This window comes from Salipiger pentaromativorans, from assembly GCF_024721115.1.
Classification (GTDB): domain Bacteria; phylum Pseudomonadota; class Alphaproteobacteria; order Rhodobacterales; family Rhodobacteraceae; genus Salipiger; species Salipiger pentaromativorans.
In genome coordinates, this window is record NZ_JAMDHK010000017.1 from 92,389 (window position 1) to 113,677 (window position 21,289).

Annotated in this window: 21 protein-coding genes and 1 tRNA gene; 8 read left to right on the forward strand and 14 right to left on the reverse strand. The window is 65.8% G+C overall.

The annotated features are described in order from the left end of the window. The first annotated feature begins 90 nt into the window (after positions 1-90). From M4578_RS21315 to M4578_RS21335, 5 genes are all read left to right on the forward strand, one after another. A complete protein-coding gene (locus M4578_RS21315; RefSeq protein ID WP_258095247.1) occupies positions 91-579 on the forward strand; it encodes an Lrp/AsnC family transcriptional regulator in 489 nt (162 codons plus the stop codon). A 67-nt stretch (positions 580-646) separates the two neighbouring features. After that, positions 647-1,081 carry an META domain-containing protein gene (locus M4578_RS21320; RefSeq protein WP_258095248.1) on the forward strand — a complete coding sequence of 145 codons (435 nt, stop codon included), beginning with the start codon at positions 647-649 and terminating at the stop codon, positions 1,079-1,081. Further along, a tRNA-Leu gene (locus M4578_RS21325) sits at positions 1,082-1,165 on the forward strand. Between the two features lie 133 nt (positions 1,166-1,298). Further along, positions 1,299-1,889, forward strand: coding sequence for a hypothetical protein (locus M4578_RS21330; protein WP_258095249.1), 591 nt, complete (start codon positions 1,299-1,301; stop codon positions 1,887-1,889). A gap of 243 nt (positions 1,890-2,132) precedes the next feature. After that, complete coding sequence (locus M4578_RS21335) at positions 2,133-3,647, forward strand: acetyl-CoA hydrolase/transferase family protein (protein WP_258095250.1); 1,515 nt, start codon at positions 2,133-2,135, stop codon at positions 3,645-3,647. Between the two features lie 59 nt (positions 3,648-3,706). Here M4578_RS21335 and M4578_RS21340 read toward each other — a convergent pair whose 3' ends face one another. The 3 genes from M4578_RS21340 to cobA form a co-directional block, all read right to left on the reverse strand. Next, a complete protein-coding gene (locus M4578_RS21340; RefSeq protein ID WP_258095251.1) occupies positions 3,707-5,251 on the reverse strand; it encodes a malonate--CoA ligase in 1,545 nt (514 codons plus the stop codon). Between the two features lie 5 nt (positions 5,252-5,256). Continuing rightward, positions 5,257-6,513: a malonyl-CoA decarboxylase gene (locus M4578_RS21345; protein WP_258095252.1), complete on the reverse strand. Its 1,257-nt coding sequence runs from the start codon at positions 6,511-6,513 to the stop codon at positions 5,257-5,259. A 173-nt stretch (positions 6,514-6,686) separates the two neighbouring features. Continuing rightward, positions 6,687-7,454: a uroporphyrinogen-III C-methyltransferase gene (gene cobA, locus M4578_RS21350; RefSeq protein ID WP_258095253.1), complete on the reverse strand. Its 768-nt coding sequence runs from the start codon at positions 7,452-7,454 to the stop codon at positions 6,687-6,689. 369 nt (positions 7,455-7,823) lie between these two features. Between cobA and M4578_RS21355 the strand changes: the two genes are divergently transcribed. Next, positions 7,824-8,288 carry a GNAT family N-acetyltransferase gene (locus M4578_RS21355; protein WP_258095254.1) on the forward strand — a complete coding sequence of 155 codons (465 nt, stop codon included), beginning with the start codon at positions 7,824-7,826 and terminating at the stop codon, positions 8,286-8,288. Positions 8,289-8,296: 8 nt separating this feature from the next. Here M4578_RS21355 and M4578_RS21360 read toward each other — a convergent pair whose 3' ends face one another. Both M4578_RS21360 and ileS read right to left on the reverse strand, forming a co-directional pair. Continuing rightward, positions 8,297-8,794 carry a histidine phosphatase family protein gene (locus M4578_RS21360; RefSeq protein WP_258095255.1) on the reverse strand — a complete coding sequence of 166 codons (498 nt, stop codon included), beginning with the start codon at positions 8,792-8,794 and terminating at the stop codon, positions 8,297-8,299. Between the two features lie 128 nt (positions 8,795-8,922). Further along, entirely contained in the window at positions 8,923-11,832 is a 2,910-nt protein-coding gene (ileS, locus tag M4578_RS21365) for an isoleucine--tRNA ligase (protein ID WP_258095256.1), read from the reverse strand. Positions 11,833-12,222: 390 nt separating this feature from the next. Between ileS and M4578_RS21370 the strand changes: the two genes are divergently transcribed. Beyond that, positions 12,223-12,432, forward strand: a complete 210-nt coding sequence (locus tag M4578_RS21370; protein WP_258095257.1) for a hypothetical protein — start codon at positions 12,223-12,225, stop codon at positions 12,430-12,432. Positions 12,433-12,461: 29 nt separating this feature from the next. On the opposite strand, the gene M4578_RS21375 is transcribed toward M4578_RS21370, so the two are convergent. From M4578_RS21375 to M4578_RS21400, 6 genes are all read right to left on the reverse strand, one after another. Then, complete coding sequence (locus M4578_RS21375) at positions 12,462-13,154, reverse strand: VIT1/CCC1 transporter family protein (protein WP_258095258.1); 693 nt, start codon at positions 13,152-13,154, stop codon at positions 12,462-12,464. A 129-nt stretch (positions 13,155-13,283) separates the two neighbouring features. Beyond that, complete coding sequence (locus M4578_RS21380; protein WP_258095259.1) at positions 13,284-14,309, reverse strand: YcjF family protein; 1,026 nt, start codon at positions 14,307-14,309, stop codon at positions 13,284-13,286. After that, the gene (locus M4578_RS21385) at positions 14,306-14,797 is read right to left on the reverse strand and encodes a GNAT family N-acetyltransferase (RefSeq protein ID WP_258095260.1); all 492 of its coding nucleotides are present in this window, start codon (positions 14,795-14,797) and stop codon (positions 14,306-14,308) included. The genes M4578_RS21380 and M4578_RS21385 overlap by 4 nt, the downstream gene beginning before the upstream one ends. Beyond that, on the reverse strand, positions 14,794-16,221 hold the full coding sequence (locus tag M4578_RS21390) for a YcjX family GTP-binding protein (RefSeq protein WP_258095261.1): 1,428 nt from the start codon (positions 16,219-16,221) through the stop codon (positions 14,794-14,796). The genes M4578_RS21385 and M4578_RS21390 overlap by 4 nt, the downstream gene beginning before the upstream one ends. Before the next feature lie 157 nt (positions 16,222-16,378). After that, the gene (locus M4578_RS21395) at positions 16,379-17,860 is read right to left on the reverse strand and encodes an inorganic phosphate transporter (protein ID WP_258095262.1); all 1,482 of its coding nucleotides are present in this window, start codon (positions 17,858-17,860) and stop codon (positions 16,379-16,381) included. Positions 17,861-17,899: 39 nt separating this feature from the next. Beyond that, complete coding sequence (locus M4578_RS21400) at positions 17,900-18,379, reverse strand: NUDIX hydrolase (protein ID WP_258095263.1); 480 nt, start codon at positions 18,377-18,379, stop codon at positions 17,900-17,902. Between the two features lie 133 nt (positions 18,380-18,512). On the opposite strand from M4578_RS21400, the gene truA reads away from it, so the two are divergent. Further along, complete coding sequence (gene truA, locus M4578_RS21405; protein WP_258095264.1) at positions 18,513-19,280, forward strand: tRNA pseudouridine(38-40) synthase TruA; 768 nt, start codon at positions 18,513-18,515, stop codon at positions 19,278-19,280. Between the two features lie 139 nt (positions 19,281-19,419). On the opposite strand, the gene M4578_RS21410 is transcribed toward truA, so the two are convergent. From M4578_RS21410 to M4578_RS21420, 3 genes are all read right to left on the reverse strand, one after another. Further along, a complete protein-coding gene (locus M4578_RS21410; RefSeq protein ID WP_258095265.1) occupies positions 19,420-19,860 on the reverse strand; it encodes a hypothetical protein in 441 nt (146 codons plus the stop codon). Between the two features lie 99 nt (positions 19,861-19,959). Next, positions 19,960-21,090 (reverse strand): AAA family ATPase, encoded by a 1,131-nt coding sequence (locus M4578_RS21415; protein WP_258095266.1) that lies wholly within the window; start codon positions 21,088-21,090, stop codon positions 19,960-19,962. Beyond that, positions 21,087-21,289, reverse strand: a 203-nt coding sequence (locus tag M4578_RS21420) for a hypothetical protein (protein ID WP_258095267.1), incomplete at its 5' end; no start/stop codon positions are given. The genes M4578_RS21420 and M4578_RS21415, both read right to left, overlap by 4 nt.

Here is a 21,289-nt window from a genome sequence, read left to right on the forward strand (position 1 = left end):
TTTTCCCCATGATACAGTGGTGTTTGAAGTCGAATTGCCTTATTGATGGCGAAACGACATAATTTTTCACCGAAAAATGCGGGAATCTCCATGCTAGATGACTTCGAGGAATTCGACCGGTTCGACCGCGCGATTCTGACCACGCTTGCGGGCGAGGGCCGCATCTCGATCACCGAGCTGGCCAAGCGCATCGGCCTGTCGAAAAGCCCCACCCAGGCGCGGCTGAGGCGGCTGGAAGAACTTGGGGTGATCCGCGGCTACCGCGCGATCCTCGACCCGATCCGGCTGGGGCTCGATCATGTGGCCTTTGTCGAGGTGCGGATGCTGGACACGCGCGAGAGCTCGCTGGCGGCGTTCAACGCGGCGGTGGCGGCGATTCCCGAGATCGAGCAGGTGCATCTGATCGCCGGGAATTTCGACTATCTGCTCAAGGTGCGCACCGCCGATATGCGCAGCTACCGGCGGGTTCTGGCGGAAAAGATCTCGACCCTGCCGCATGTCTCGGCCACCTCGACCTATGTGGCGATGCAGGCGGTCAAGGAGGACGGGCTGGCCCAGGCGCCGGGTGTCACCGGCTGACGTAGGGTCAAGGGTCGGTTCTATGCTAGTCACAGGGACAGGATGGAGACGGAAAGGGCAGGGCGGGATGTGGATGCGGATTGCGGGATGGGGACTGGCGCTGTCGCTGGCGGGGGCCGCGATGGCCGATGAGCCGGTGGGGCCGCTCTGGCAGGTGGTGGCGCTGGACGGGCGGGATGCCGAGGCGCCGGTGCCCGAGATGCGGTTCGACGAGGCAGGCCGTCTGGCCGGCACGGGCGGCTGCAACCGGTATCGCGCGAGCGTCGGGATCGACGGCGGCGCGATGCGGATCGAGGGGACGATGGCGACGCGCATGTTCTGCGGTCCGGCGGTGATGGCGCAGGAACAGGCGTTTTTCGCGCTGCTGGCACAGGTGGACGGCTGGCAAATTGCGGCGCCCGACCGGCTTGCGCTGTTCGCAGGCGCGCGCGTGGTGATCGAGGCCAGGCGCGGCCCGCCGGCTCTGGCCAATCCTTCGGATTTGCGGCAAGACAAGCGCTGAGCCCGCGTGGTGGAATGGTAGACACAGGGGACTTAAAATCCCCAGCCTTCGGGCGTACCGGTTCGAGTCCGGTCGCGGGTACCAGCGCTTTTCCGACGCGCCTTTTCTGCATTGAACGGCGCCTGCATCGCATCGGCGCCCGCGCCCGCTCTGCATTGAGTCGCGCCGACGGGAGCGCTAGCATCGTGGGGCCGGGCGAGAACAGGAGGCCATCGCCATGACATCCCGCATCGACCAGATCCTCGCAAAGATCGACGCGCTGCATGCCGAACTGGAAGAGGAGATCTCGCAGCGCCGGGCGGTGTTCCGCTACCGGATGGAGCACAACCGCGTGCGCTTCGAGATCGAGGCGCTGCGCCGCCAGCGGGCCTTGCGCATCGGGCTGCGGAGCTTTCTCGCGCGGGCAAACCCGTGGCATATCCTCACCGCGCCGGTGATCTATTCGCTGATCCTGCCCTTTTCCCTGCTCGATCTGTTCGTGACGGTGTATCAGGCGATCTGCTTTCCCGCCTACGGGATCCCCAAGGTGAAGCGCCGCGATCATATCCGCATCGACCGCCATCATCTCGCCTATCTCAACGCGCTACAGAAGATGAACTGCATCTATTGCGGTTACTGCAACGGGCTGTTGTCCTATGTGACCGAGGTCGCCTCGCGGACCGAGGCGTTCTGGTGCCCGATCAAGCACGCCGCGCGGGTGTCGCAGCCGCATCACCGCTATGCGCATTTCATGGATTACGGCGACGCCGAAGGGTTCCAGGACGGGCTCGAGGCGTCGCGCCGCGCGGTCAGGCGCCGCGACGGCTAAGCTGCAAGGCCCGGGGGCGCCGCCACGGTCTGGACATCCCTTCGGGGTGCCCTGAAAAGCCATGCGCCCAGGGGTTAGCTTTTCGGAAAAGCTATGCATTTCAGGAATACCCGTCCTGCGGAGCTTTTCTCCATCTGGCAGGATCGCGGCGGGATTGCATAAATACCGCGCAAGTTTCGAACAATCTGCCGGCCCGGACCGTTATGGATATAACCGGTCGCGGGCGGGCGAAGGAGGAGCCTCTTGACCTTGCAGTCCCGCATTGCCCATCCCGACCTTCGCGCGCGCATGATGAGCGCCGAAGACGCCGCCGCACTGATTTCCGACGGCATGACCATCGGCATGAGCGGCTTTACCGGCTCGGGTTATCCCAAATCCGTGCCCATGGCACTGGCCGCACGGATCGAGGCCGAGCACGCCGCCGGCAACCCGTTCCGGGTCAAGGTCTGGACTGGCGCCTCGACCGGGCCGGAGCTCGATGGGGCACTGGCCAAGGCCGATGGCATCGAATTCCGTCTGCCCTACAACTCCGATCCCATCGCCCGTGAAAAGATCAACGCGGGCGAGATGAACTATTTCGACATGCATCTGAGTCAGGTGGCGCCGATGGCCTGGGAAGGGTTCCTGGGCAAGCTCGACGTGGCGGTGATCGAGATTTCCGGGATCACCGAAGAGGGCGCGCTGATTCCGTCTTCGTCGATCGGCAACAACAAGACCTGGCTCGATTGCGCCGACAAGGTGATCCTCGAGCTGAACCGCTGGCAGAGCGACGCGCTGAACGGGATGCACGACATCTATTACGGCACCGCGCTGCCGCCGAACCGGGTGCCGATTCCGCTGGTGAAGCCCGATGACCGTATCGGCCAGCCGCATTTCACCGTCGATCCTGAAAAGATCGTTGCCATCGTCGAGACCGACGCGCCCGACCGCAACCTGCCCTTCGCCGAGCCCGATGCGGTGGCCGAGGCCATCGCCGGGCATCTGCTCGACTTCTTCGCCCATGAGGTGAAGCGCGGGCGGCTGCCGGCCAACCTGCTGCCGCTGCAATCGGGGGTGGGCAATGTGACGAACGCGGTGCTCTCGGGGCTGATGGAGGCGCCTTATGCCGGCATGACCGCCTATACCGAGGTGATCCAGGACGGCATGCTGGATCTGCTGGAAGCGGGCAAGCTGCGCATGGCCTCGGCCACGGCGTTTTCGCTGTCGCCGGCGGCGGCGGAGCGGTTCAACAACGATGCGGCGCGGTTCCGCGACAAGCTGATCCTGCGCCCGCAGGAAATCTCGAACCACCCGGAACTGGTGCGCCGTCTGGGCTGTATCGCCATGAACGGGCTGATCGAGGCGGATATCTACGGCAATGTGAACTCCACCCATGTGATGGGCTCGCGCATCCAGAACGGCATCGGCGGCTCGGGGGATTTCGCCCGCAACGCCTATGTGTCGATCTTCATGACACCCTCGACCGCAAAGGGCGGCAAGATCTCGGCCATCGTGCCGATGGCGAGCCATGTGGACCACATCGCGCAGGACGTGCATGTGATCGTGACCGAGCAGGGGCTGGCCGATCTGCGCGGGCTGGCGCCCAAGCAGCGCGCGGCGCTGATCATCGAGAACTGTGCGCATCCCGATTACCGCCCGGCGCTGACGGACTATTACGCCCGCGCGCTGACCGGCTCCTTCGGCAAGCACGCGCCGCATCTGCTGAGCGAATCGCTGTCCTGGCACGAACGCTTCGTGACGACCGGCTCCATGAGCTGACCTGAGTTGACCGGCCCGGCGCCGGCCCGGTGCGACCGGGCTGGCGCCTGCCTGTCGGCTCAGTCTCCCGCGCCGGCCTCGGCGTGGTCTGTGGGCTGGAAAGCCGCGGCATAGCGCTCGCGCAGCGCGTTTTTCTGGACCTTGCCCATGGTGTTGCGCGGCAGCGCCTCGATCAGTGCGTAGCGGCGCGGCTGCTTGAACCGGGCCAGCCGGGTTTCAAGGGCCGTGGCGATGGCGCCCGTGTCGGGCGTTGCGCCCGGTTCGGACACCAGAACCGCCAGCACGCTTTCTCCCAGATCCGGATGCGGCACGCCGATCACCGCGCTTTCGCGCACTCCCGGCTGTTCGTCGAGGATCAGCTCGACCTCCTTGGGATAGATGTTGTAGCCGCCCGAGATGATCAGGTCCTTGTTGCGGCCGACAATGATGACATAGCCGTCGGCATCCATGCTGCCCAGATCGCCGGTGAGAAAGAACCCGTCGGCGCGCAGCTCCGCGGCGGTCTTGTCGGGCATCTGCCAATAGCCCTTGAAGACGTTGCGCCCGCGCACCTCGATCAGCCCGATCTCGCCCTGGGGCAGCGGTTCGCCGGTCTCGGGGTCGGTGATCTTCAGCTCGACGCCGGGCAGGGGAAAGCCCACGGTGCCGGCGCGGCGCTCGCCCTCGTAGGGGTTCGAGGTGTTCATGTTGGTCTCGGTCATGCCGTAGCGTTCGAGGATGCGGTGGCCGGTGCGGGTTTCGAACTGCACATGGGTGTCGGCCAGCAGCGGCGCCGAGCCGGAAATGAAAAGCCGCATATGCGCGGCCAGATCGCCGGTGAAGCGGGGATCGTCCAGCAGGCGGGTGTAGAAGGTGGGCACCCCCATCATTGTGGTGGCCTGCGGCAGCTGGGTCAGGATCTGGTCGAGATCGAATTTCGGCAGAAAGATCATCTGGCCGCCCACCGCGAGGATCACGTTGGTCGCGACGAACAGCCCGTGGGTGTGGAAGATCGGCAGCGCGTGCAGCAGCACATCCTCGCCGGTGAAGCGCCAGTAATCGACCAGCGTCTCGGCATTGGAGAGCAGATTGTCCTGTGTCAGCATCGCCCCCTTGGAGCGGCCCGTGGTGCCCGAGGTATAGAGAAAGGCGGCCAGGTCGTCGCGGTCGCGGGGCACGGTATCGAAGCGGCCGGGCCGTGTGGCGGCCTCGGCCATCAACGAGCCTTTGCCATCCGCGCCCAGCGTATCGGTCTGGCCACCGAGCGCGGCCATGATCGGGCGCAGCGCGGCTTCTTTCGCGCTGTCGCAGACCAGCAGCTTCGCACCGCTGTTCTCGACGAAATAGCGCAGCTCTTCGGACGTATAGGCGGTGTTGAGCGGCAGAAAGATCACCCCCGCCTGCACCGCCGCCGCGTAAAGCGCCAGTGCCTCGGGCGATTTCTCGACCTGCACCGCCATGCGGTCGCCGGGGGCGAGGCCCCGGTCCACCAGCACATGTGCGATGCGGGCGGCCATTTGCAGGAAGGCGGCATAGCTCAGCCGGCGCCCCTCCGGACAGGTCAGGAACGGGCGCTCCTGCCCGGCGTGTCGGGCGAAAAGCGTATCGTAAAGCGGGTTGGCCATATCCGTCATCCTCCTCCGGCGGTGGCTTTCTCCCGTGCGGCGGCAAGCGCGCGCACCGGCTGCGCGGCGGTCACCTCGTGGCGTTCCGCGTAGCGGTCGTGATATTTCTCCACGCGGGCGAGATCGTAAAGGTAATTGACCATCACCCCGGCCGATTGCCGCAGCCCGTTCTCGGAGACATCCGCATCGGGATGCACCGCCTGGATCATTGCGCCATTGCCGAGGTGGAACCGGGTCACCGGGTCCACCGGCTGTCCGTCGGGGCGTTTGGCCTGAAGCAGATAATGCGCCGCGAGCGCGGTCATCGCCTTGGAATCCCGGGGGTCGTAGGCGATCTCCTGCGCCTCGAGCCAGCGGACCAGACCGGGGACGGGCGAGAGCGTGACAAAGGTCTTGAGCCCCGGCAGCTCGGTCGCCAGATCCGAGACCACCTGCTTGATCAGAGAATTGCCGAAGGAGATGCCGGCGAGCCCCGGCTGGCAGTTCGAGATCGAATAGAACACTGCGGTGTCGGCCTCATCCGCCGCCATCGGAGCGCGGTCCTCGGCCAGCAGCGCCTGAATCGAGCCGGGAATGCCCTTGGTCAGCGCCACCTCGACGAAGATCAGCGGCTCGTCCGGCATCGCGGGGTGGAAAAAGGCAAAGCAGCGCCGGTCCTCGGGGACGAGGCGGCGGCGCAGATCGTCCCAGCTATGGATCGTGTGCACCGCCTCATAGGCGATGATCTTTTCCAGGATATGCGCGGGGCTTTCCCAACTGATCGGGCGCAGCACCAGAAAGCCGCGGTTGAACCAGGCGCGGAACAGGTGCCGGAAATCCAGATCGAGCGCCTGCAACGCGGGTTCGGTCCGGCCCATGCGCCGCAGGTCGTCGCGCATCTGCACCAGATGTTCGGTGGCGCCGGGCACCTGGTTGAGACGGCGGATCAGCTCTTGCCGGGGCGGTTCGCAGGCGGCGGTGAAGGCGCGATAGCTGTTCCCCGAGGGCTCGGCGTCATAGGCATCAAGCGCCGCACGCAGCGCGCCGGCATCCAGCCCGAGCGCCTCGGCGATGTGGCGGAAGAAGGCCAGCCGCGCCGCGTCGTCCATCTCGGCATAGCGCTGAAGGATGCGCCGGGCGAGCGCCAGAGCGGCGGTTTCCGAGGTCGCGGCCATCAGATCGGCGATCAGCGCCTCGGTGCTGCGTGGGTCGCGGCGCAGGATCGGTCCGATCCGGGCGCGGCGTTCGAAAACGGTGGCAAGCAGGTCTGCGAGCAGGGTCATGGGTCCGGCCTCCTGAAACGGTCCGGCGCCCCGCGGCCAAAGGGCGGCGGGGCCGGGGCAGAGTGGAGCGCGCAGAGAGGCTGCCCCCGCGCGTCGCGCCAAGGGTCGGCCTCTGAGGTCGGGAAATCAAGCCACTCGCGGAGATGTCCGGGATGCGTTCGGCGCCTCGCCGCTCAGGCGGCGATTTCGACGCCTGCCGCCGCGATCTGCCGGGCCAGGGATTTCGGATAGCGGATGAAGAGGATCGCCGGGTTGCAGATGTCTTCGCGGGCGAGCGTGTCGGCCAGAGCGCCCAGCGTGGTGGACACATGGCGTTCGCGCGGGGTGCTGACGGCGGCGACGATCTCGACCGGGCAGGCGCCGGGCGCGCCCGCCTCCAGCAGATCGGCCTGCACCTGCGCCGCGCGCTCCACCGCCATGTAAAACGCCATGGACGTGCCGGGATGCGCCAGCCGCGCGCGGTCGGGGGCTGCGTCGCCCGGCTTGCAGGTGCCGGTGGTCAGCGCGAAAGTGTCGGTCTCGCCGCGTTCGGTCAGCGGCACGCAAATCGCGGCGGCGGCGGCGGAGGCGGCGGTGATGCCGGGCACGATCTCGACCTCGACCCCGGCGGCGCGGGCGGCGGCGATCTCTTCGCTGGCGCGGCCAAAGATCGACGGGTCGCCGGATTTCAGCCGCACCACGCGCAGCCCCAGCTTGGCCTTGGCGACGATCAGCCGGTCGATGCGGCCCTGCGGCCAGGCGCAGCGGCCCACCTCCTTGCCGACATAGATCCGCTCGGTCTGCGGGCGGGCCAGCTCCATGATCTCGGGATCGACCAGTCGGTCGTAAAGCAGCACATCGGCCTGCTGGATACGCTCGAGCGCGCGCAGGGTCAGAAGGTCGCGGGCGCCGGGGCCGGCGCCGACAAGGGCGATATGGCCTTTTTTCTGCGGTTGGGTCATCTGGGTCTCTCCGTGCGAAAAACAAAAAAAGCCGCCGATACGCCGCGTGGATGGGTGCGACGGATCGAGCAGCTTTGCTCATCGGTCCCGGACATTCGGGAGACTCATACGGCGCCGTTGCCGTATTGCGTGATCTAAAGCCGCGCCGGGGGGCGTCTGGCAAATGTTTTCTGGTGCAGGGGGGCGATTTTCATCCCGTTCGGGAAATGCTGCGTCTGAGGTGAATGTTTTTTGTGCAGACCGGGCCTCGGGACCAGGGATGTAGATGTCTTCGGTTGCAAAGATGTCCAGGAGGCCGGATAGGCGGTTTCAGAGACTTGCGGTATCCGCCGTGGCGCGCAGGGCATGTCCCGGAATGAAGGAATTGCGATGGAAGTGGAGGGTTTGCGGTTCGAGGGCGCGTTCGAGAGCGATGCGACGGCCCTTGCGGAGCTCCGCGTCGAGGCAATGCGCCCCAGCCTGCAGGCGCTGGGCCGGTTCGACCCGGACCGCGCCCGGAACCGGTTTCTCGACGGGTTCACGCCAGCGGACACAACCCTTGTCTATGTGGGGCCGGAGATGGCGGGGTTTTTCGTCCTGCGCAGGCGCCCAGACCACCTCTATCTCGATCACCTCTACATGCGCGCGGCGTTTCAGGGGCGGCGCATCGGTGGCCGGATTGTCGCCGCGCTTCAGGACGAGGCACGGCGCGCCGCGCTGCCCATCCGCCTGCTGGCGCTCAAACGCAGCCCGGCCAACGCCTTCTATTGCGCCTGCGGGTTTGCGCTCGTCTCCGAGGACGGCTTCGACAATACCTATGAATGGCGTGCCACGCCCTCCCGCCAGACGGGGTGACGACGGGCCTAACCTGTCGCGGGCCCGTAGTGCCGGCGCTCCACCGTGACGCGGCCCTCGGCATCGCTGCGGATGAAGGTCAGATCGCCATAGTTCAGCGGCACCTCTCCCGGCAGCGCGAGGGTTTCCCAGATCTCCGCCAGATTGCCCTTGTTGCCGACCCAGAGCACCGGGCCGCCCGCTGCTGCCGCGGCCAGCGCCGCGGTGGGCGTCTCCTGCGGGATGCGGGTCACCGTCAGCCCGCGCGCCCCGGCCAGCGGCGCGGCAGTGTCGAGGTTGCGCTGGATGCCGGGGCTGTAGATCGCGTCGAGCGGCTGCCCCTCCAGCGCGCGCACCAGTGCCCGTGCCCGCGTGCGCCCGGTGGCGTTCAGCATCTCGTCCGAGCCCGAGCGGTCGCCGTGGCGGGTGAGGATCAGTGTCGATCCGGGGGCGAGCCGCACAGGCCCGGAGGCCGTGCAGGATGCCAGCAGCGCGGCGCTGCCCAGCAGAAGAAATCGTCTGTTCATATGTCCCTCCCTGGTCTGACCCCGTCGCGCGGGGCCTTCCCTTAAGGAAACCGCAGATCTCTTCACTTTTCCAGAAATACTCAAAGAAAAACGCCCCGCCGGTCGGGCGGGGCGTCGGAGTTCACCGTTCAGAGCGCCGCGTCGCAGCGCGCGCAGGTGGCCGGGTGGGCATGGCTGCCCACATCCGGCAGGATCTTCCAGCAGCGCTGGCATTTCCCGCCGTCGGCCTTTTCAAAGACCACGCCGACGCCCGGCACCTCCGCCATGCGGAAGGCCTCCTGCGGCGCCGGATCGGCGGTCAGCGTGATGGCGGAGGTGATGCAGATGTCGTCGAAGGCGACGGTCTTCAGCGCCTCCAGCATCCCGGCATCTTCCACATGCACCACCGGAGCCGCCTCCAGCGAAGCGCCGATCACCTTGTCGGTGCGCTGGATCTCCAGCGCGGCGGTCACCGCGCGGCGGGCGGCGCGGACCTGCGCCCATTTCGCCGCCAGCGCCTCGTCGCGCCAGCTTTCCGGCGTCTCGGGGAAGTCCTGCAGGTGCACGGAGCTTTCCTCGCCGGGGAAACGGTCGAGCCAGACATCCTCCATGGTGAAGACCAGCACCGGCGCCAGCCAGGTGGTGAGCCGGTGGAAGAGCAGGTCCATCACCGTGCGGGCGGCCTTGCGGCGCGCGGTGTCGCCGTCGCAGTAAAGCGCGTCCTTGCGGATGTCGAAATAGAAGGCCGAGAGATCCACGGTGCAGAAGGTAAAGACCGACTGGAACACCGACTGGAAATCGAAGCTGCGATAGCCCTCGCGTACCTTCTCGTCCAGTTCGGCCAGACGGTGCAGCACCCAGCGCTCCAGCTCGGGCATGTCGGCGGCATCCACCCGGTCGGCCTCGGTGAAATGGCCCAGAGCGCCCAGCAGGAAGCGCATGGTGTTGCGCAGCCGGCGATAGCTGTCGGCCACGCCTTTCAGGATCTCCGGCCCGATGCGCTGGTCGGCGGTGTAATCGGTCTGTGCCACCCAGAGCCGCAGGATGTCTGCGCCGTATTGCTTGACCACCTCTTCGGGCACGATGGTGTTGCCGAGCGATTTGGACATCTTGTTGCCCTTCTCGTCCAGCGTGAACCCGTGGGTCACCACGTTGCGATAGGGCGCGCGGCCGATGGTGCCGCAGGCCTGAAGCATGGAGGAATGGAACCAGCCGCGGTGCTGGTCGGTGCCTTCCATATAGACATCGGCGATGCCGTCGGCGGTGCCGTCGGCGCGGTCGCGCAGCACGAAGGCATGGGTCGAGCCGGAGTCGAACCACACGTCGAGCACGTCGAACACCTGTTCCCACTCCTCGGCGTCATAGCCATTGCCTAGGAACCGCTCCTTGGCGCCCTCGGCATACCAGCAATCGGCGCCCTCGGCCTCGAAGGCCTCGGCGATGCGGGCGTTGACGGCGGGATCGCGCAGCAGGAACTCCGGGTCGGTGGGCAGCGCGCCTTTCTTCACGAAGCAGGTCAGCGGCACACCCCAGGCACGCTGGCGCGACAGCACCCAGTCGGGGCGGGTCTCGATCATCGAATAGAGACGGTTGCGCCCGGTCTGCGGGGTGAATTTCACCAGCTGGTCGATGGAGGTCAGCGCGCGTTCGCGGATCGTGGTGCCGTAGTCGTCCTGACCGTCGCCGACCTTGCGGTCGATCGAGGCGAACCATTGCGGCGTGTTGCGGTAGATGACCGGCGCCTTCGACCGCCAGCTATGCGGATAGCTGTGCTTGATCTTGCCGCGTGCCAGCAGCCCGCCGACCTCGGCCAGCTTGTCGATGACCGCCTTGTTGGCGTCGCCCTCCTTGCCGTTGGGCTTGAGGATCATCTTGCCGCCGAAGAACGGCAGGTCGGCGCGGAAGGAGCCGTCTTCCATCACGTTATAGGTGATGACCTGTTCGAGCATGCCCAGATCGCGGTAAAGCTCGAATTCCTCCATCCCGTGCGAGGGCGCGCAATGGACAAAGCCGGTGCCCTCGGTGTCGGTCACGAAATCGGCGGCGCGGAAATCGCGCAGACCGTCCCATTCGCCATGGCCGCCCTCGACACCCTTCAGCGGGTGGGTCAGCGCCAGCGGCGCCAGCTCCGACACCGGCACATCGCGCAGGCGGGTGTACATGGAATCGTCGAGCCGTGCGCGGGTCATCACATCGCCCGCCACGTTGTCGGCAAGGATGTAGCGGTCGCCGACATTGGCCCAGCTCTGTTCGGGCGTTCCGGTCACCTCGTAGAGCCCGTAGGCGATGTCCTCGCCATAAACCACGGCCTTGTTCGACGGCATGGTCCAGGGGGTGGTGGTCCAGATCACCACATAGGCCCCGGCAAGATCGCTGTCGGCGGGTTCGGCCACCTTGAACTTCACCCAGATGGTGAAGCTTTCCTTGTCGTGATACTCGACCTCGGCCTCGGCCAGCGCGGTTTGTTCCACCGGCGACCACATCACCGGCTTCGAGCCCTGATAGAGCGTGCCGGTCATCAGGAACTTCATGAATTCCTCTGCGATCACCCGCTCGGCGTGGAAATCCATCGTCAGATAGGGATCGGCCCAGTTGCCGGTGATGCCCAGGCGCTTGAACTCCTCACGCTGGATGTCGACCCAACCCTCGGCGAATTTCCGGCATTCCTGACGGAAGTCGATGACCGGCACCTCGTCCTTGTTCTTGCCCTTGGCGCGGTACTGTTCCTCGATCTTCCATTCGATGGGCAGCCCGTGGCAGTCCCAGCCGGGCACATAACGTGCCTCGTGCCCCATCATCTGGTGCGAGCGCACGATCATGTCCTTGATCGTCTTGTTCAGGGCGTGGCCGATATGCAGGTGGCCGTTGGCATAGGGCGGGCCGTCGTGCAGGGTAAAGGGCGGGCGGTCTGCGGCGGTGGCGCGCAGGCGGTCATAGATGCCGATCTTCTCCCAGCGGTCGAGCCATTCCGGCTCGCGCTTGGGCAGTCCCGCGCGCATCGGGAAATCGGTTTTCGGAAGGTTCAGCGTGTCCTTGTAGTCAGGCGTTTCGGCGCACATGATCTGCGGTCCCGGTTCTTGAGAAATTGGGGGAAACTCTGGTCGGCGCGAGGGTCCATACGCCTTGTCCCGGCGGCTCTGCGGTTTAGAGCGCCGGGCATATAATTCGAATGACGATCTCGAAACGGCCCATCATGAGCGGCGTTATAGGCAAGCGACTCGCGATGGTCCAGTGCCCGCGCGCGGTGGCGGAAATCCACCGCCCGGACGGTCGCGGCGGCCGGGTGTTGCCGGGGCGCCATGGTCGGCGGCGGGAACCGGCGCAGGCGGGGGCGCCTTTGAGCAATCCGCCGCCTGTGCGTGGGCCGGATGCATTCGGCAAGAGACAAGATCCCGAAAAAGGCGCAGAGCAAGGCTGCTTTCTGCCTTCTCTCTCTCCCGGGTGCTGCCATGACCCAATGCCACGACGATCTTTCCTCCTCGGCCCCGCTTGGCGCCGAACCGGCATCCGCCGCCGAGTGGCGCGCGCTCGACCGGGCGGCCGGGGTGGTGCTTTTCGTGCTGGTGGGGCTGGGCGCGCTCGTGGTGTTCGACGCGGTGACGGCCTCGGGGGATGTGCTGTCGGTGCCGTCCGAGGCCGCGCAGGCCGCGCCCGGATAGAGGTGCGGGACCCTGCGGGCCCGCAGGGATCACAGGGAGAACAGGCTTCCCACCGCATAGGCGATGCCCGCCGCCACCCCGCCGATCAGCAGGGTCTCCAGCCCCGAGCGCCACCAGGGCGACAGCGACCAGCGGCTCTTGTAGGCGCCGATGGCGAAGAAGGTGGTGAGGGTCAGCAGGGTCGCGACCTCGAAGGCGCTGGGGAACGAGAGCAGAAAGGGCAGAAGCGGCACCATGCCGGCGACGAGAAACGCCGCGAAGGTGGCGAGCGCCGCCTTCATCGGATGCGGATCGACCGAGGACAGACCGTAGCTGCCGTCGAGGATCAGCGCCAGAGCCTGCGGCGGATCGCCGGCGATCTCGTCCGCGGCGCGGTCGAGAATGCCGTCCGACAGCCCCTTGGCGGCGAGGATGCCGCGCAGTTCGGCGCGGGTGCCCTCGGGGTCGCGGGCCAGCCGCGCGGTCTCGAGCCGGCGCAGACGGTTGAGATCGTCGAGTTCGGCCTTGGTGCCGGAGTAGTTCCCGGCGGCCATGGAAAACCCGTCGGCCAGCACATTGGCGAATCCGAGCGCCAGAATGACGAAGGGCGACAGCCCGGCGCCGGCCACGCCCGCGACGATGGCGAAGGTGGTGACCGAGCCGTCGATGGCCCCGTAGACGATGTCGCGCAGATGGCCGTGGCCGTTGGCGCGCCGGAGGGGGGCTTGGCTGGCATCGGACATGGCTGGCCTCGGTGCAGAGCGGGGGCCGCAGGCGCATCCTGCGGCGGGAATCGGGTTCCGGACCGTTTTACGCGGGGACGCGCCCGGAGGCGATTCCGATCCTGCCGAGATACGGGGCCGGAGGTCGGGTCAGTCCCTGGTCTCGCCCTTGATGAGCCCGGTGAGAGCGGTGCGGATGATCGCCCGCACCGAGGGGCGCTTGCTGCGGGTGAAGGGCAGCGGGCGGCAGACCTCGATGGCGGCGACCCCCACCCGTGCGGTGAGCGCGCCGTTCACCAGCCCTTCGCCGAAGCGGCGGGAAAGTTTGGCGAGGATGCCGCCGCCGAGGATCGGCTCCAGCATGTCGTCGCCCACCGCCACGGCGCCGGTGGCGACCAGATGGGACATGACCGCGCGGGTCAGCCGCCAGCCGCCCAGCGTGCCCGAGCGGCCGCCGTAGATTTCGGCGATGCGCCGGATCATCCGCAGGTTGGCCCCGAGGGCCGTGACGACATCCGCCAGCGCCAGCGGCACCAGCGCGGTGACGGTTGCGACCTGCCGGGCCGAGGCTTCGACCTCGCGCCGGGCGGCGGCGTCGAGCGGCGCCAGAAGCTCGCTCTCGGCCAGACCCAGCAGGCCCGAGGCGTCGAAGATCTCGTCCTGCCGCTCGCGAATCCGGTCGCGGCCCCAGCGGGTGTCGTCGCGGCCGGCGTAAAGCGCCGTCAGCTTGCCGACGACGCTGCGCGCGGCGTTCAGATCCTCGTCGGCCAGCGCCGCATCGGCGGCGCGGTGCAGCGTGTCGAGGCGCGTGAGGCGCGAGATTGCCGCAAGTTCCTTGAGCACGATCAACAGCACCACGATCACGAAGAGCGCGATCAGCGCGGTGACCACATAGCCCAGGAGCGGCACGGAGACGACAAGATCGGTGACGAAGCGCCAGGCGGCGATCGAGACCAGCGTGGTGACAAGCCCGCCGAGCAGCGCCCAGAACCAGCGGGCGAGGCGCGAGGGGCGGCGCGCGGCCAGGGCGGCGGCGGTCGCCATGGCGCGGCCCTCGGGCAGCGTGGGCGCCGGCTCCGGTTCCGGGACCGGCGGCGCTTCGGCGGGAGCGGCGGGGGCGGTGCCCTCGTCGAGCTCGATCAGCACCGGGCCGGTCTTGTCCTTGCGGTCGCTCATGCGCGGGCCTCCTTGGGCGGTGTCGTGCCGGGGCGGAGCGCGGGGGGCGCCTGCCAGCGGTAATGGATGTCGGGGAGCCCCTCGTCGTTCGCCTCGCCATCGCCACGGGCGATAACGGCAAAGCCCGCGCGCTCGTAGAAGCGCCGGGCGCCGGTATTGGCCTCGAAGGTCCAGAGATCGAGCCGGTCGCAGGCCGCCTGCGCGGCGGCGATGAGCCGCCGGCCGACGCCGTTGCGCTGGGCCTGCGGGGTGATGAACAGGGCGTGGATATAGGCGCCTTCGCGGGCGAGAAAGCCCAGCAGCGCGCCGGTGCGGGAGGCTTCGGCGACGGTCACCCAGCCGTTCTCGATCATCGCGCCCGCATGGGCAATGTCCTCGGCGCCGCTGTGCAGGCGCGGTTTCCAGGGGCGGCTGCCCGCGGCCTCGGTGATCATCGACCCGAGCTTGCCGGCATCGGTGCTCCGGGCGGGGCGGAGAACCACGCTCACAGCCGGTCTCCGATCAGGAACTGTGCGGCGCGGTCGAGGCGGATATGCGGCGGGCCCTCGCCGGGCTTCAGGGTCAGCGCGGCGGGGGCGAAGCGCATGATGGCGTAATCGTTGTCGAGCCATTTTTCGGCGCCCTCGCGCGCGGGGCCCAGAAGATGCGCCGGATCGGCGGGCAGCTCGCCCGGATAGAACGCCGCCTCGCGTCCGCGCGTGCCGTCGTCGTTCAGCAGCGTGCCGCGCACGCAATCGAGCGCGTGCCCGTCATGGGGCAGGCTCTGCTCCACGGTGGCGCGCAACGCGGCGATGGACATGGCGCCGGTCTCGGCCCCGGCAAAGCGCGCGCGGTCGCGGGCCTCGCGGGTCAGCGCCTCCATGATCGCGGTGAGGCGGGGGTGCTGGGCATGGTGCAGGTGGTCGGCCTTGGTGGCGGCGAAGAGGATCTTCTCGACGCGCTTGCCGCGCAGCAGGCTGCTGAGGAAGGCGTTGCCGCCGGGCCGGAAGGCGGTGAGGATGTCGGCCATGGTGCGGCGCAGATCCTCGAGCGCGGCGGGGCCGGCATGGATGGCGCCGAGCGCATCGACCAGCACCACCTGGCGGTCGATGCGCGAGAAATGATCGCGGAAGAAGGGTTTGACGATCTGGGATTTATAGGCCTCGAAGCGCCGCTCCATCTCGCGCCAGAGCGATTTGCGCGGCGGATCGGCGGGTTTCGGCAGCGGGGCGAAGGTGAGGGCGGGGCTGCCCTCTTTCTCGCCCGGAAGCAGGAAGCGGCCCGGGGTGCAATCGGAGAAGCCGGCGGCGCGGGCGGTTTGCAGTGCCCGGGTGAAGGCGCTGGCGAGCGCCTTGGCGCGCACCTCGTCCAGCCCTTGCGTGCTGTCCTCGGCCCGGGCCATCGCCAGATAGTCCGCACCGCCGGGACGGGTTTCGAGGCGCTGGAGGCTGTCTTCGGCCCAGTCGGAATAGCTTTTCTCCATCAGGCCGAGGTCGAGCAGCCATTCGCCGGGGTAGTCCACAATGTCCAGATGCAGGGTGCGGGGGCCGGAGAAGCCCGCAAGCAGACCGGTGGGCCGGATCTTGAGCGAGAGCCGCAGTTGCGACACGGCGCGGGTGCTTTCGGGCCAATGCGGTACTCGTGCGGTGAGCGCGCCCAGATGCGTTTCGTAGTCGAACCGCGGCATGGTGTCGTCGGGCTGCGGCTGAAGATAGGCGGCGAGGATGCGCCCCTCGGCCTCTGCCACGAGCTGGGGCATCCGGCCCCGGTCCAGCAGGTTGGCGACGAGCGAGGTGATGAACACCGTCTTCCCGGCGCGGGACAGGCCGGTGACGCCCAGCCGGATCACCGGTTCGGTGAACGGTGCGGTCAATGTGCCGGCGACGTTCTCGACGCCGCGCGAAAGCGTGTCGGCGATGTTTCCGATGACCAAGCTCTGCCCCTTCCTCCTGTCTCTTGCCCATAGATAAAGGCCGGGCGCGCCGGTTGCCAGAGGCAGCCGTTTGCGGGAGAGGCCCAAGATTTTTCGGACGAAAAATCTTGGGCGAAGACTTATTGCGGGAAAAGTCTTCTTGCGCCGCGCGCCGGGCCTACAGTCCCAGTGCGCGCAAGAGCCAGAAACAGGCTGCCGACAGCAATGCGGCGGCGGGCACGGTGATCACCCAGGCGGCGACGATGGTCATGAAATGCGAGCGTCGCACCAGCTTGCGCCGGGCGCGCTCCTGCGGGGCGATGCGCTTGGCCGGCGGGCGGTTCAGGTTGATCGAGCGCGCGCGCCGCTCCGCGTGCCATTCGCGGAAGAACCCCACGCCGAACACGCCGCCCACCGCGATATGGGTGGAACTGACCGGCAGGCCGAGCCAGGAGGCCGCGATCACCGTCACCGCGGCCGAAAGCGCCACGCAATAGGCGCGCATCGGGTTCAGCTTGGTGATCTGGCTGCCCACCATGCCGATGAGCTTGGGTCCGAAGAGCACGAGGCCGAACGAGATCCCCAGCGCGCCGATCACCATCACCCAGAGCGGAATCGCCACCTGTCCCGCCACCTCCGTCGAATGCTGGATCGAGACCACCGCGGCCAGCGGCCCAACCGCATTGGCCACGTCATTGGCGCCATGGGCAAAGGACAAAAGCCCCGCCGAAACCACCAGCGGCAGGCGGAACAGCGTCTTGAGCGAGCGGTTGCGGTTCTCCAGCCCCCGCGCCTGGCGCCGGATGAAGGGCACCGAGAGCAGCCCCAGCACGAGGCCGGACACGGCACCGATCGACAGCGCCAGCGACAGCGGGACCTTGGTCACATGGCTCAGCCCCTTGATCGCCAGATAGGTGGCGAAGGCCGCGCTCATCAGACCGATCAGCACCGGCACCCAGACACGGGCGGCGGCGATCTTGTCCGCGACATAGATGATGCGCCACTTGATGAAGGCCAGCATCGCCGCCGCGATCAGTCCGCCGAGCAGCGGCGAGATCACCCAGCTTGCGGCGATGGCGCCCATGGTCGGCCAGTTTACCGTGCCCAGCCCCGCCGCTGCGATCCCCGCGCCCATCACCCCGCCCACCACGGAATGGGTGGTCGAGACCGGTGCGCCGATCCAGGTGGCGATATTCACCCAGATCGAGGCCGAGAGCAGCGCCGCCATCATCGCCCAGACAAAGATCCGCGTATCGGCGAGCCCCTGAGGGTCGATGATCCCCTTCGAGATGGTCGAGACCACATCGCCGCCGGCCAGCAGGGCGCCGGCGCTTTCGCAGATCGCCGCGATGGCGATGGCACCGAGCATCGACAGCGCCCGTGCGCCCACCGCCGGCCCCATGTTGTTCGCCACGTCGTTGGCGCCGATGTTCAGCGCCATATAGGCGCCGAAGGCCGCCGCCACGACCACGGCGAGGCTTTGCGGTTCGCCGCCGGTGAAGAGCGCCGCTGCCAGCGCCGCCAGGGTGACGAAGACCAGCGAGATCCCGACGCCCACCAGCGGGCGTGCGGTATACATGGTGGCCGCTTCCAGACGCGAGAGCCGGTTCAGATCCTGGTCGAGCGTCTTCCACTGGTGGCTGGGGCTGTCCTGGGGCACGGGGGCATTCGTCCTTGATTGCGGCGCGGGCGGGCCGGCTCAGGCCTTGGGGGCCGTTTGCGGCAGATCGGGCAGCGCCCGCAGCAGCGTCCGGAGCTGCTCCTCATCGACCAGTTCGGCGGCATCCTCGGGGGTCATCCACCGGCGCTGCCGTTCGCCCGCCTCGGGGAAGCTCTCGTAGAGCTTCTCGACCTCGATGGCATAGACATCGACATCGGTTTCCACCGGCAATCCGCCGGTCAGCACCTTGTCGTAGCGATAGCGCCCGATACGGACCGGCCGCCCGCCCCGCGGCTTGACCCCGGCCTCTTCCCAGGCCTCCTGCAGTGCGGTCCCGCCGGCGTCGGTGCCGTAGATCGGCCAGCCCTTGGGCAGAATCCAGCGCCGGGTGGTGCGCGAGGTGATCAGCAGTACTTCGGGTCCCGTCTCGCCCGGACGATGGCACAGCGCCGCCACCTGAAACCGCGGCGGGCGTTTCAGCAGGGGGCCGATATATCTTTTCCAGACGTGAGCGAGCACGGGGGCCACCAGGGTCGGGTTACGGGATGATCGGCGCTATGTAATGAAACCGTTACAAACTCTCAACCCGCCAGGTCGCTTTCGTCGCGCGGTGGGGATTGCCGGACACGGGCAGGGGGGCTAAGGGGCGGATATGCCCAGATACGCGCTTTTGGTGGAATATGACGGCAGGCCCTTCGCGGGCTGGCAGCGGCAGGCGGATCAGCCCTCGGTGCAGGGCGCGATCGAAGCCGCGTTGGCGAAGCTCGAACCGCGCGCCCATACCATCGCCGCTGCTGGGCGCACCGATGCCGGCGTGCATGCGCGCGGCCAGGTCGCCCATTGCGATATGGAGAAGGTCTGGGATCCGTTCCGGCTGTCCGAGGCGCTGAACTTTCATCTGAAACCCGCCCCGGTGGCGATCCGCGCCTGCGTCGCGGTGGAGGACGACTGGCACGCGCGGTTCTCGGCTCTGGAGCGGCGCTATCTCTTCCGCCTGCTCGTGCGCCGGGCGCCTGCGACGCTGGAGGCGGGGCAGGTCTGGAGGGTGATGAACCCGCTCGACCTCGGGGCGATGCGGGCGGGGGCTGCGCATCTCATCGGTCTGCACGATTTCACCACCTTCCGCTCGACCATGTGCCAGGCGGCCTCGCCTGTGAAGACGCTGGACGAGATCCGGGTCGAGGAGGTTCAGACCGGGGCGGGCACGGAGGTTCACTTCTCGCTCCGCGCCCGCAGTTTCCTGCACAATCAGGTGCGCAGCATCGTGGGCACGCTGGAGCGGGTCGGCGCGGGGAGCTGGGCGCCCGACGACGTAAAGGCGGCGCTGGAAGCCCGTGACCGGGCGGCCTGCGGGCCGGTATGCCCGCCGGACGGGCTTTATCTGATGGGGGTGGGGTATCCGGAGGCGGTGTTCGGGTGAGGTGGGCTGTTGGTTGCAAGCGGCCCATAGCGGACATTAGCTTTTTGCTCTGCACCTGCGATGCAGCATTCGAATCGCGGTAGCTTACACGTCTCGCGGCTTGAAAATGTGGAGAGTCGCAACGTAAATCAAAATGGGTTCAGAGGCCATTGGCCCTTTGAATCATGTCAGCTAGCTCAGAAACCCTGTCCTTCAAATCCAGAGTTTCCAGCATAGCGGACTTGCCGCAAATGATTGCAGCCGCACCGACTTTGTCTCCGTTTTTAAAAGTCACTAGCCTGTCAGAATTCTTGGGATCTTCTCTATAGAAATAGAATGCATGGTCATAGAGCCCGGTTTTTCCAGCTTTCCGGTACAATCGCGGATGTAGGGTTTTCAAAGCTGACTGTAGCTCGCCCCCATCAATGTAATTTTCAATCTCTCGACCTGCGGTGACCCAAACGACGCCTGACCCTTCGCTCATCTCTTCCACGATCCTTTGTGCGTGTGGTTTGAGCGCCTCATCTTCTGCCCCCTTGTCGCTATCGAGAACAATCGCCATGTTCCGATTCAGTTTGCGCAACGCAATAAACTCGCTCAATGCATCATCTGATGCGCTAAGATGACTAATAAGTCCGCCACCATAGAACATAATTGTGTAATGGATGCCTTCTTTCAGCCGGTCATCTACTGCGCTAAGTCAATGATTTAGGTAAGTTCTGTCAGAGGGGCCTTCGACCCAGATAACGGAGTTTGTTTGTAAAATATCTGATGCTTGATAACCAAGGTCGTCCAAGATACTTGTACGATCCTGCCCCGTGACTGCTGGATGAATTCGGGTTTGCTGGCCATCATTCGTGACATGGAATACGTTTGCATTTGGAGTGTCGACAAAAGCCGATGAGTGAGTCGCTATGAAATATTGGCTTGATGTGTTGTCGATCAAGTAATTGATTAACTTTCTTTGGAGCAGAGGGTGCAAGTGAATCTCAGGCTCCTCGAGACACATCATGCTCTCGTCGTAGATTGTGCAAAAAGCAGCGATCAAAATGACTTCGTGAATGCCGGTGCCGAGTGAGGCCAGTGGAAGCACTTTGTTATCCATATGTACGAGCAAATGCTCTCTACCACTTGGGACCTCAAGGGTTGCATCAGGTTTGCCTGTGACGGTTCTGAGGAAGTTGGTGATACGTTTGAACTTCTCTCGATCTTCCTGTTTGTCCCAGGCAGGGTTTTGCAGAGTGGCGAGGTGGTCAATCAAGCCGCGGCCACTTAGGTCTTCAAAACTCTCTCCTGTGAGCCCGAGCGTGCGTTTTGCAGGGATCAAGTGGACTTGCGGTATACTCGGGGCAGCAGCTTTGGCAATAAGGTTAATCGTTTCTGGAAACCAGTGTTGTTTAAAGCCTCCCGAGCCCTGTCCGGTTAATTTCGACCAAACTCCTTGCCAATTTACGTCCCAAGTCTCCGCGTCTTCCGCAGTCACGGCATGAAGTATATTCCAGCCGCGATTGCCCTCGGCAGGGCTTATCCAAATATGATCAAGATGGCTCAGTTTATCAAAGATAAGTGCAATCTGATCTCTTGTATTAGCACTGCCGCGACGACCAGAAATGCCTAACTTCCGTTCATTGGCCTTAAGGAGCTGTGGCAAGAGACCTTGTGTGCTATTGCCAAGTGCCACGAAAAAGCGACCGGATTTTTGGCCTCGATGCTCTTCCAGTCCGTCCAGTGCCTTAGGCGGATTCCCATCCGCGACAGACCTCAGGTGTGATGCCAGAAGGTTGAGTAAAATTGATTTTCCAGAATTGTTTGCACCAATGAAAAAATTCATTTTTGAAAGAGGGCCAACGTGCCAACGTACTGAGTCTCCTCGCCGATACCGCGATAGAAACGAACAGCTATACCATCTAAAAATACATCCATTTTAAAAACCCCTTCATCCTTAGGGAACGTCTGATCTACCGTTTTGGCTGTGCCGATTTCCATGCAATCGGGCTTTGATTTAGCATACAGGGACCGATTTTGGGCTC

What these genes read in the sequence shown, in the direction of transcription:
- M4578_RS21315 (WP_258095247.1), top strand. Translation starts at nt 91, where the DNA reads ATGCTAGATGACTTCGAGGAATTCGACCGGTTCGACCGCGCGATTCTG.
- M4578_RS21320 (WP_258095248.1), top strand. Translation starts at nt 647, where the DNA reads ATGTGGATGCGGATTGCGGGATGGGGACTGGCGCTGTCGCTGGCGGGG.
- M4578_RS21330 (WP_258095249.1), top strand. Translation starts at nt 1,299, where the DNA reads ATGACATCCCGCATCGACCAGATCCTCGCAAAGATCGACGCGCTGCAT.
- M4578_RS21340 (WP_258095251.1), bottom strand. Translation starts at nt 5,251, where the DNA reads ATGGCCAACCCGCTTTACGATACGCTTTTCGCCCGACACGCCGGGCAG.
- M4578_RS21345 (WP_258095252.1), bottom strand. Translation starts at nt 6,513, where the DNA reads ATGACCCTGCTCGCAGACCTGCTTGCCACCGTTTTCGAACGCCGCGCC.
- cobA (WP_258095253.1), bottom strand. Translation starts at nt 7,454, where the DNA reads ATGACCCAACCGCAGAAAAAAGGCCATATCGCCCTTGTCGGCGCCGGC.
- M4578_RS21355 (WP_258095254.1), top strand. Translation starts at nt 7,824, where the DNA reads ATGGAAGTGGAGGGTTTGCGGTTCGAGGGCGCGTTCGAGAGCGATGCG.
- M4578_RS21360 (WP_258095255.1), bottom strand. Translation starts at nt 8,794, where the DNA reads ATGAACAGACGATTTCTTCTGCTGGGCAGCGCCGCGCTGCTGGCATCC.
- ileS (WP_258095256.1), bottom strand. Translation starts at nt 11,832, where the DNA reads ATGTGCGCCGAAACGCCTGACTACAAGGACACGCTGAACCTTCCGAAA.
- M4578_RS21370 (WP_258095257.1), top strand. Translation starts at nt 12,223, where the DNA reads ATGACCCAATGCCACGACGATCTTTCCTCCTCGGCCCCGCTTGGCGCC.
- M4578_RS21375 (WP_258095258.1), bottom strand. Translation starts at nt 13,154, where the DNA reads ATGTCCGATGCCAGCCAAGCCCCCCTCCGGCGCGCCAACGGCCACGGC.
- M4578_RS21380 (WP_258095259.1), bottom strand. Translation starts at nt 14,309, where the DNA reads ATGAGCGACCGCAAGGACAAGACCGGCCCGGTGCTGATCGAGCTCGAC.
- truA (WP_258095264.1), top strand. Translation starts at nt 18,513, where the DNA reads ATGCCCAGATACGCGCTTTTGGTGGAATATGACGGCAGGCCCTTCGCG.
- M4578_RS21415 (WP_258095266.1), bottom strand. Translation starts at nt 21,090, where the DNA reads ATGAATTTTTTCATTGGTGCAAACAATTCTGGAAAATCAATTTTACTC.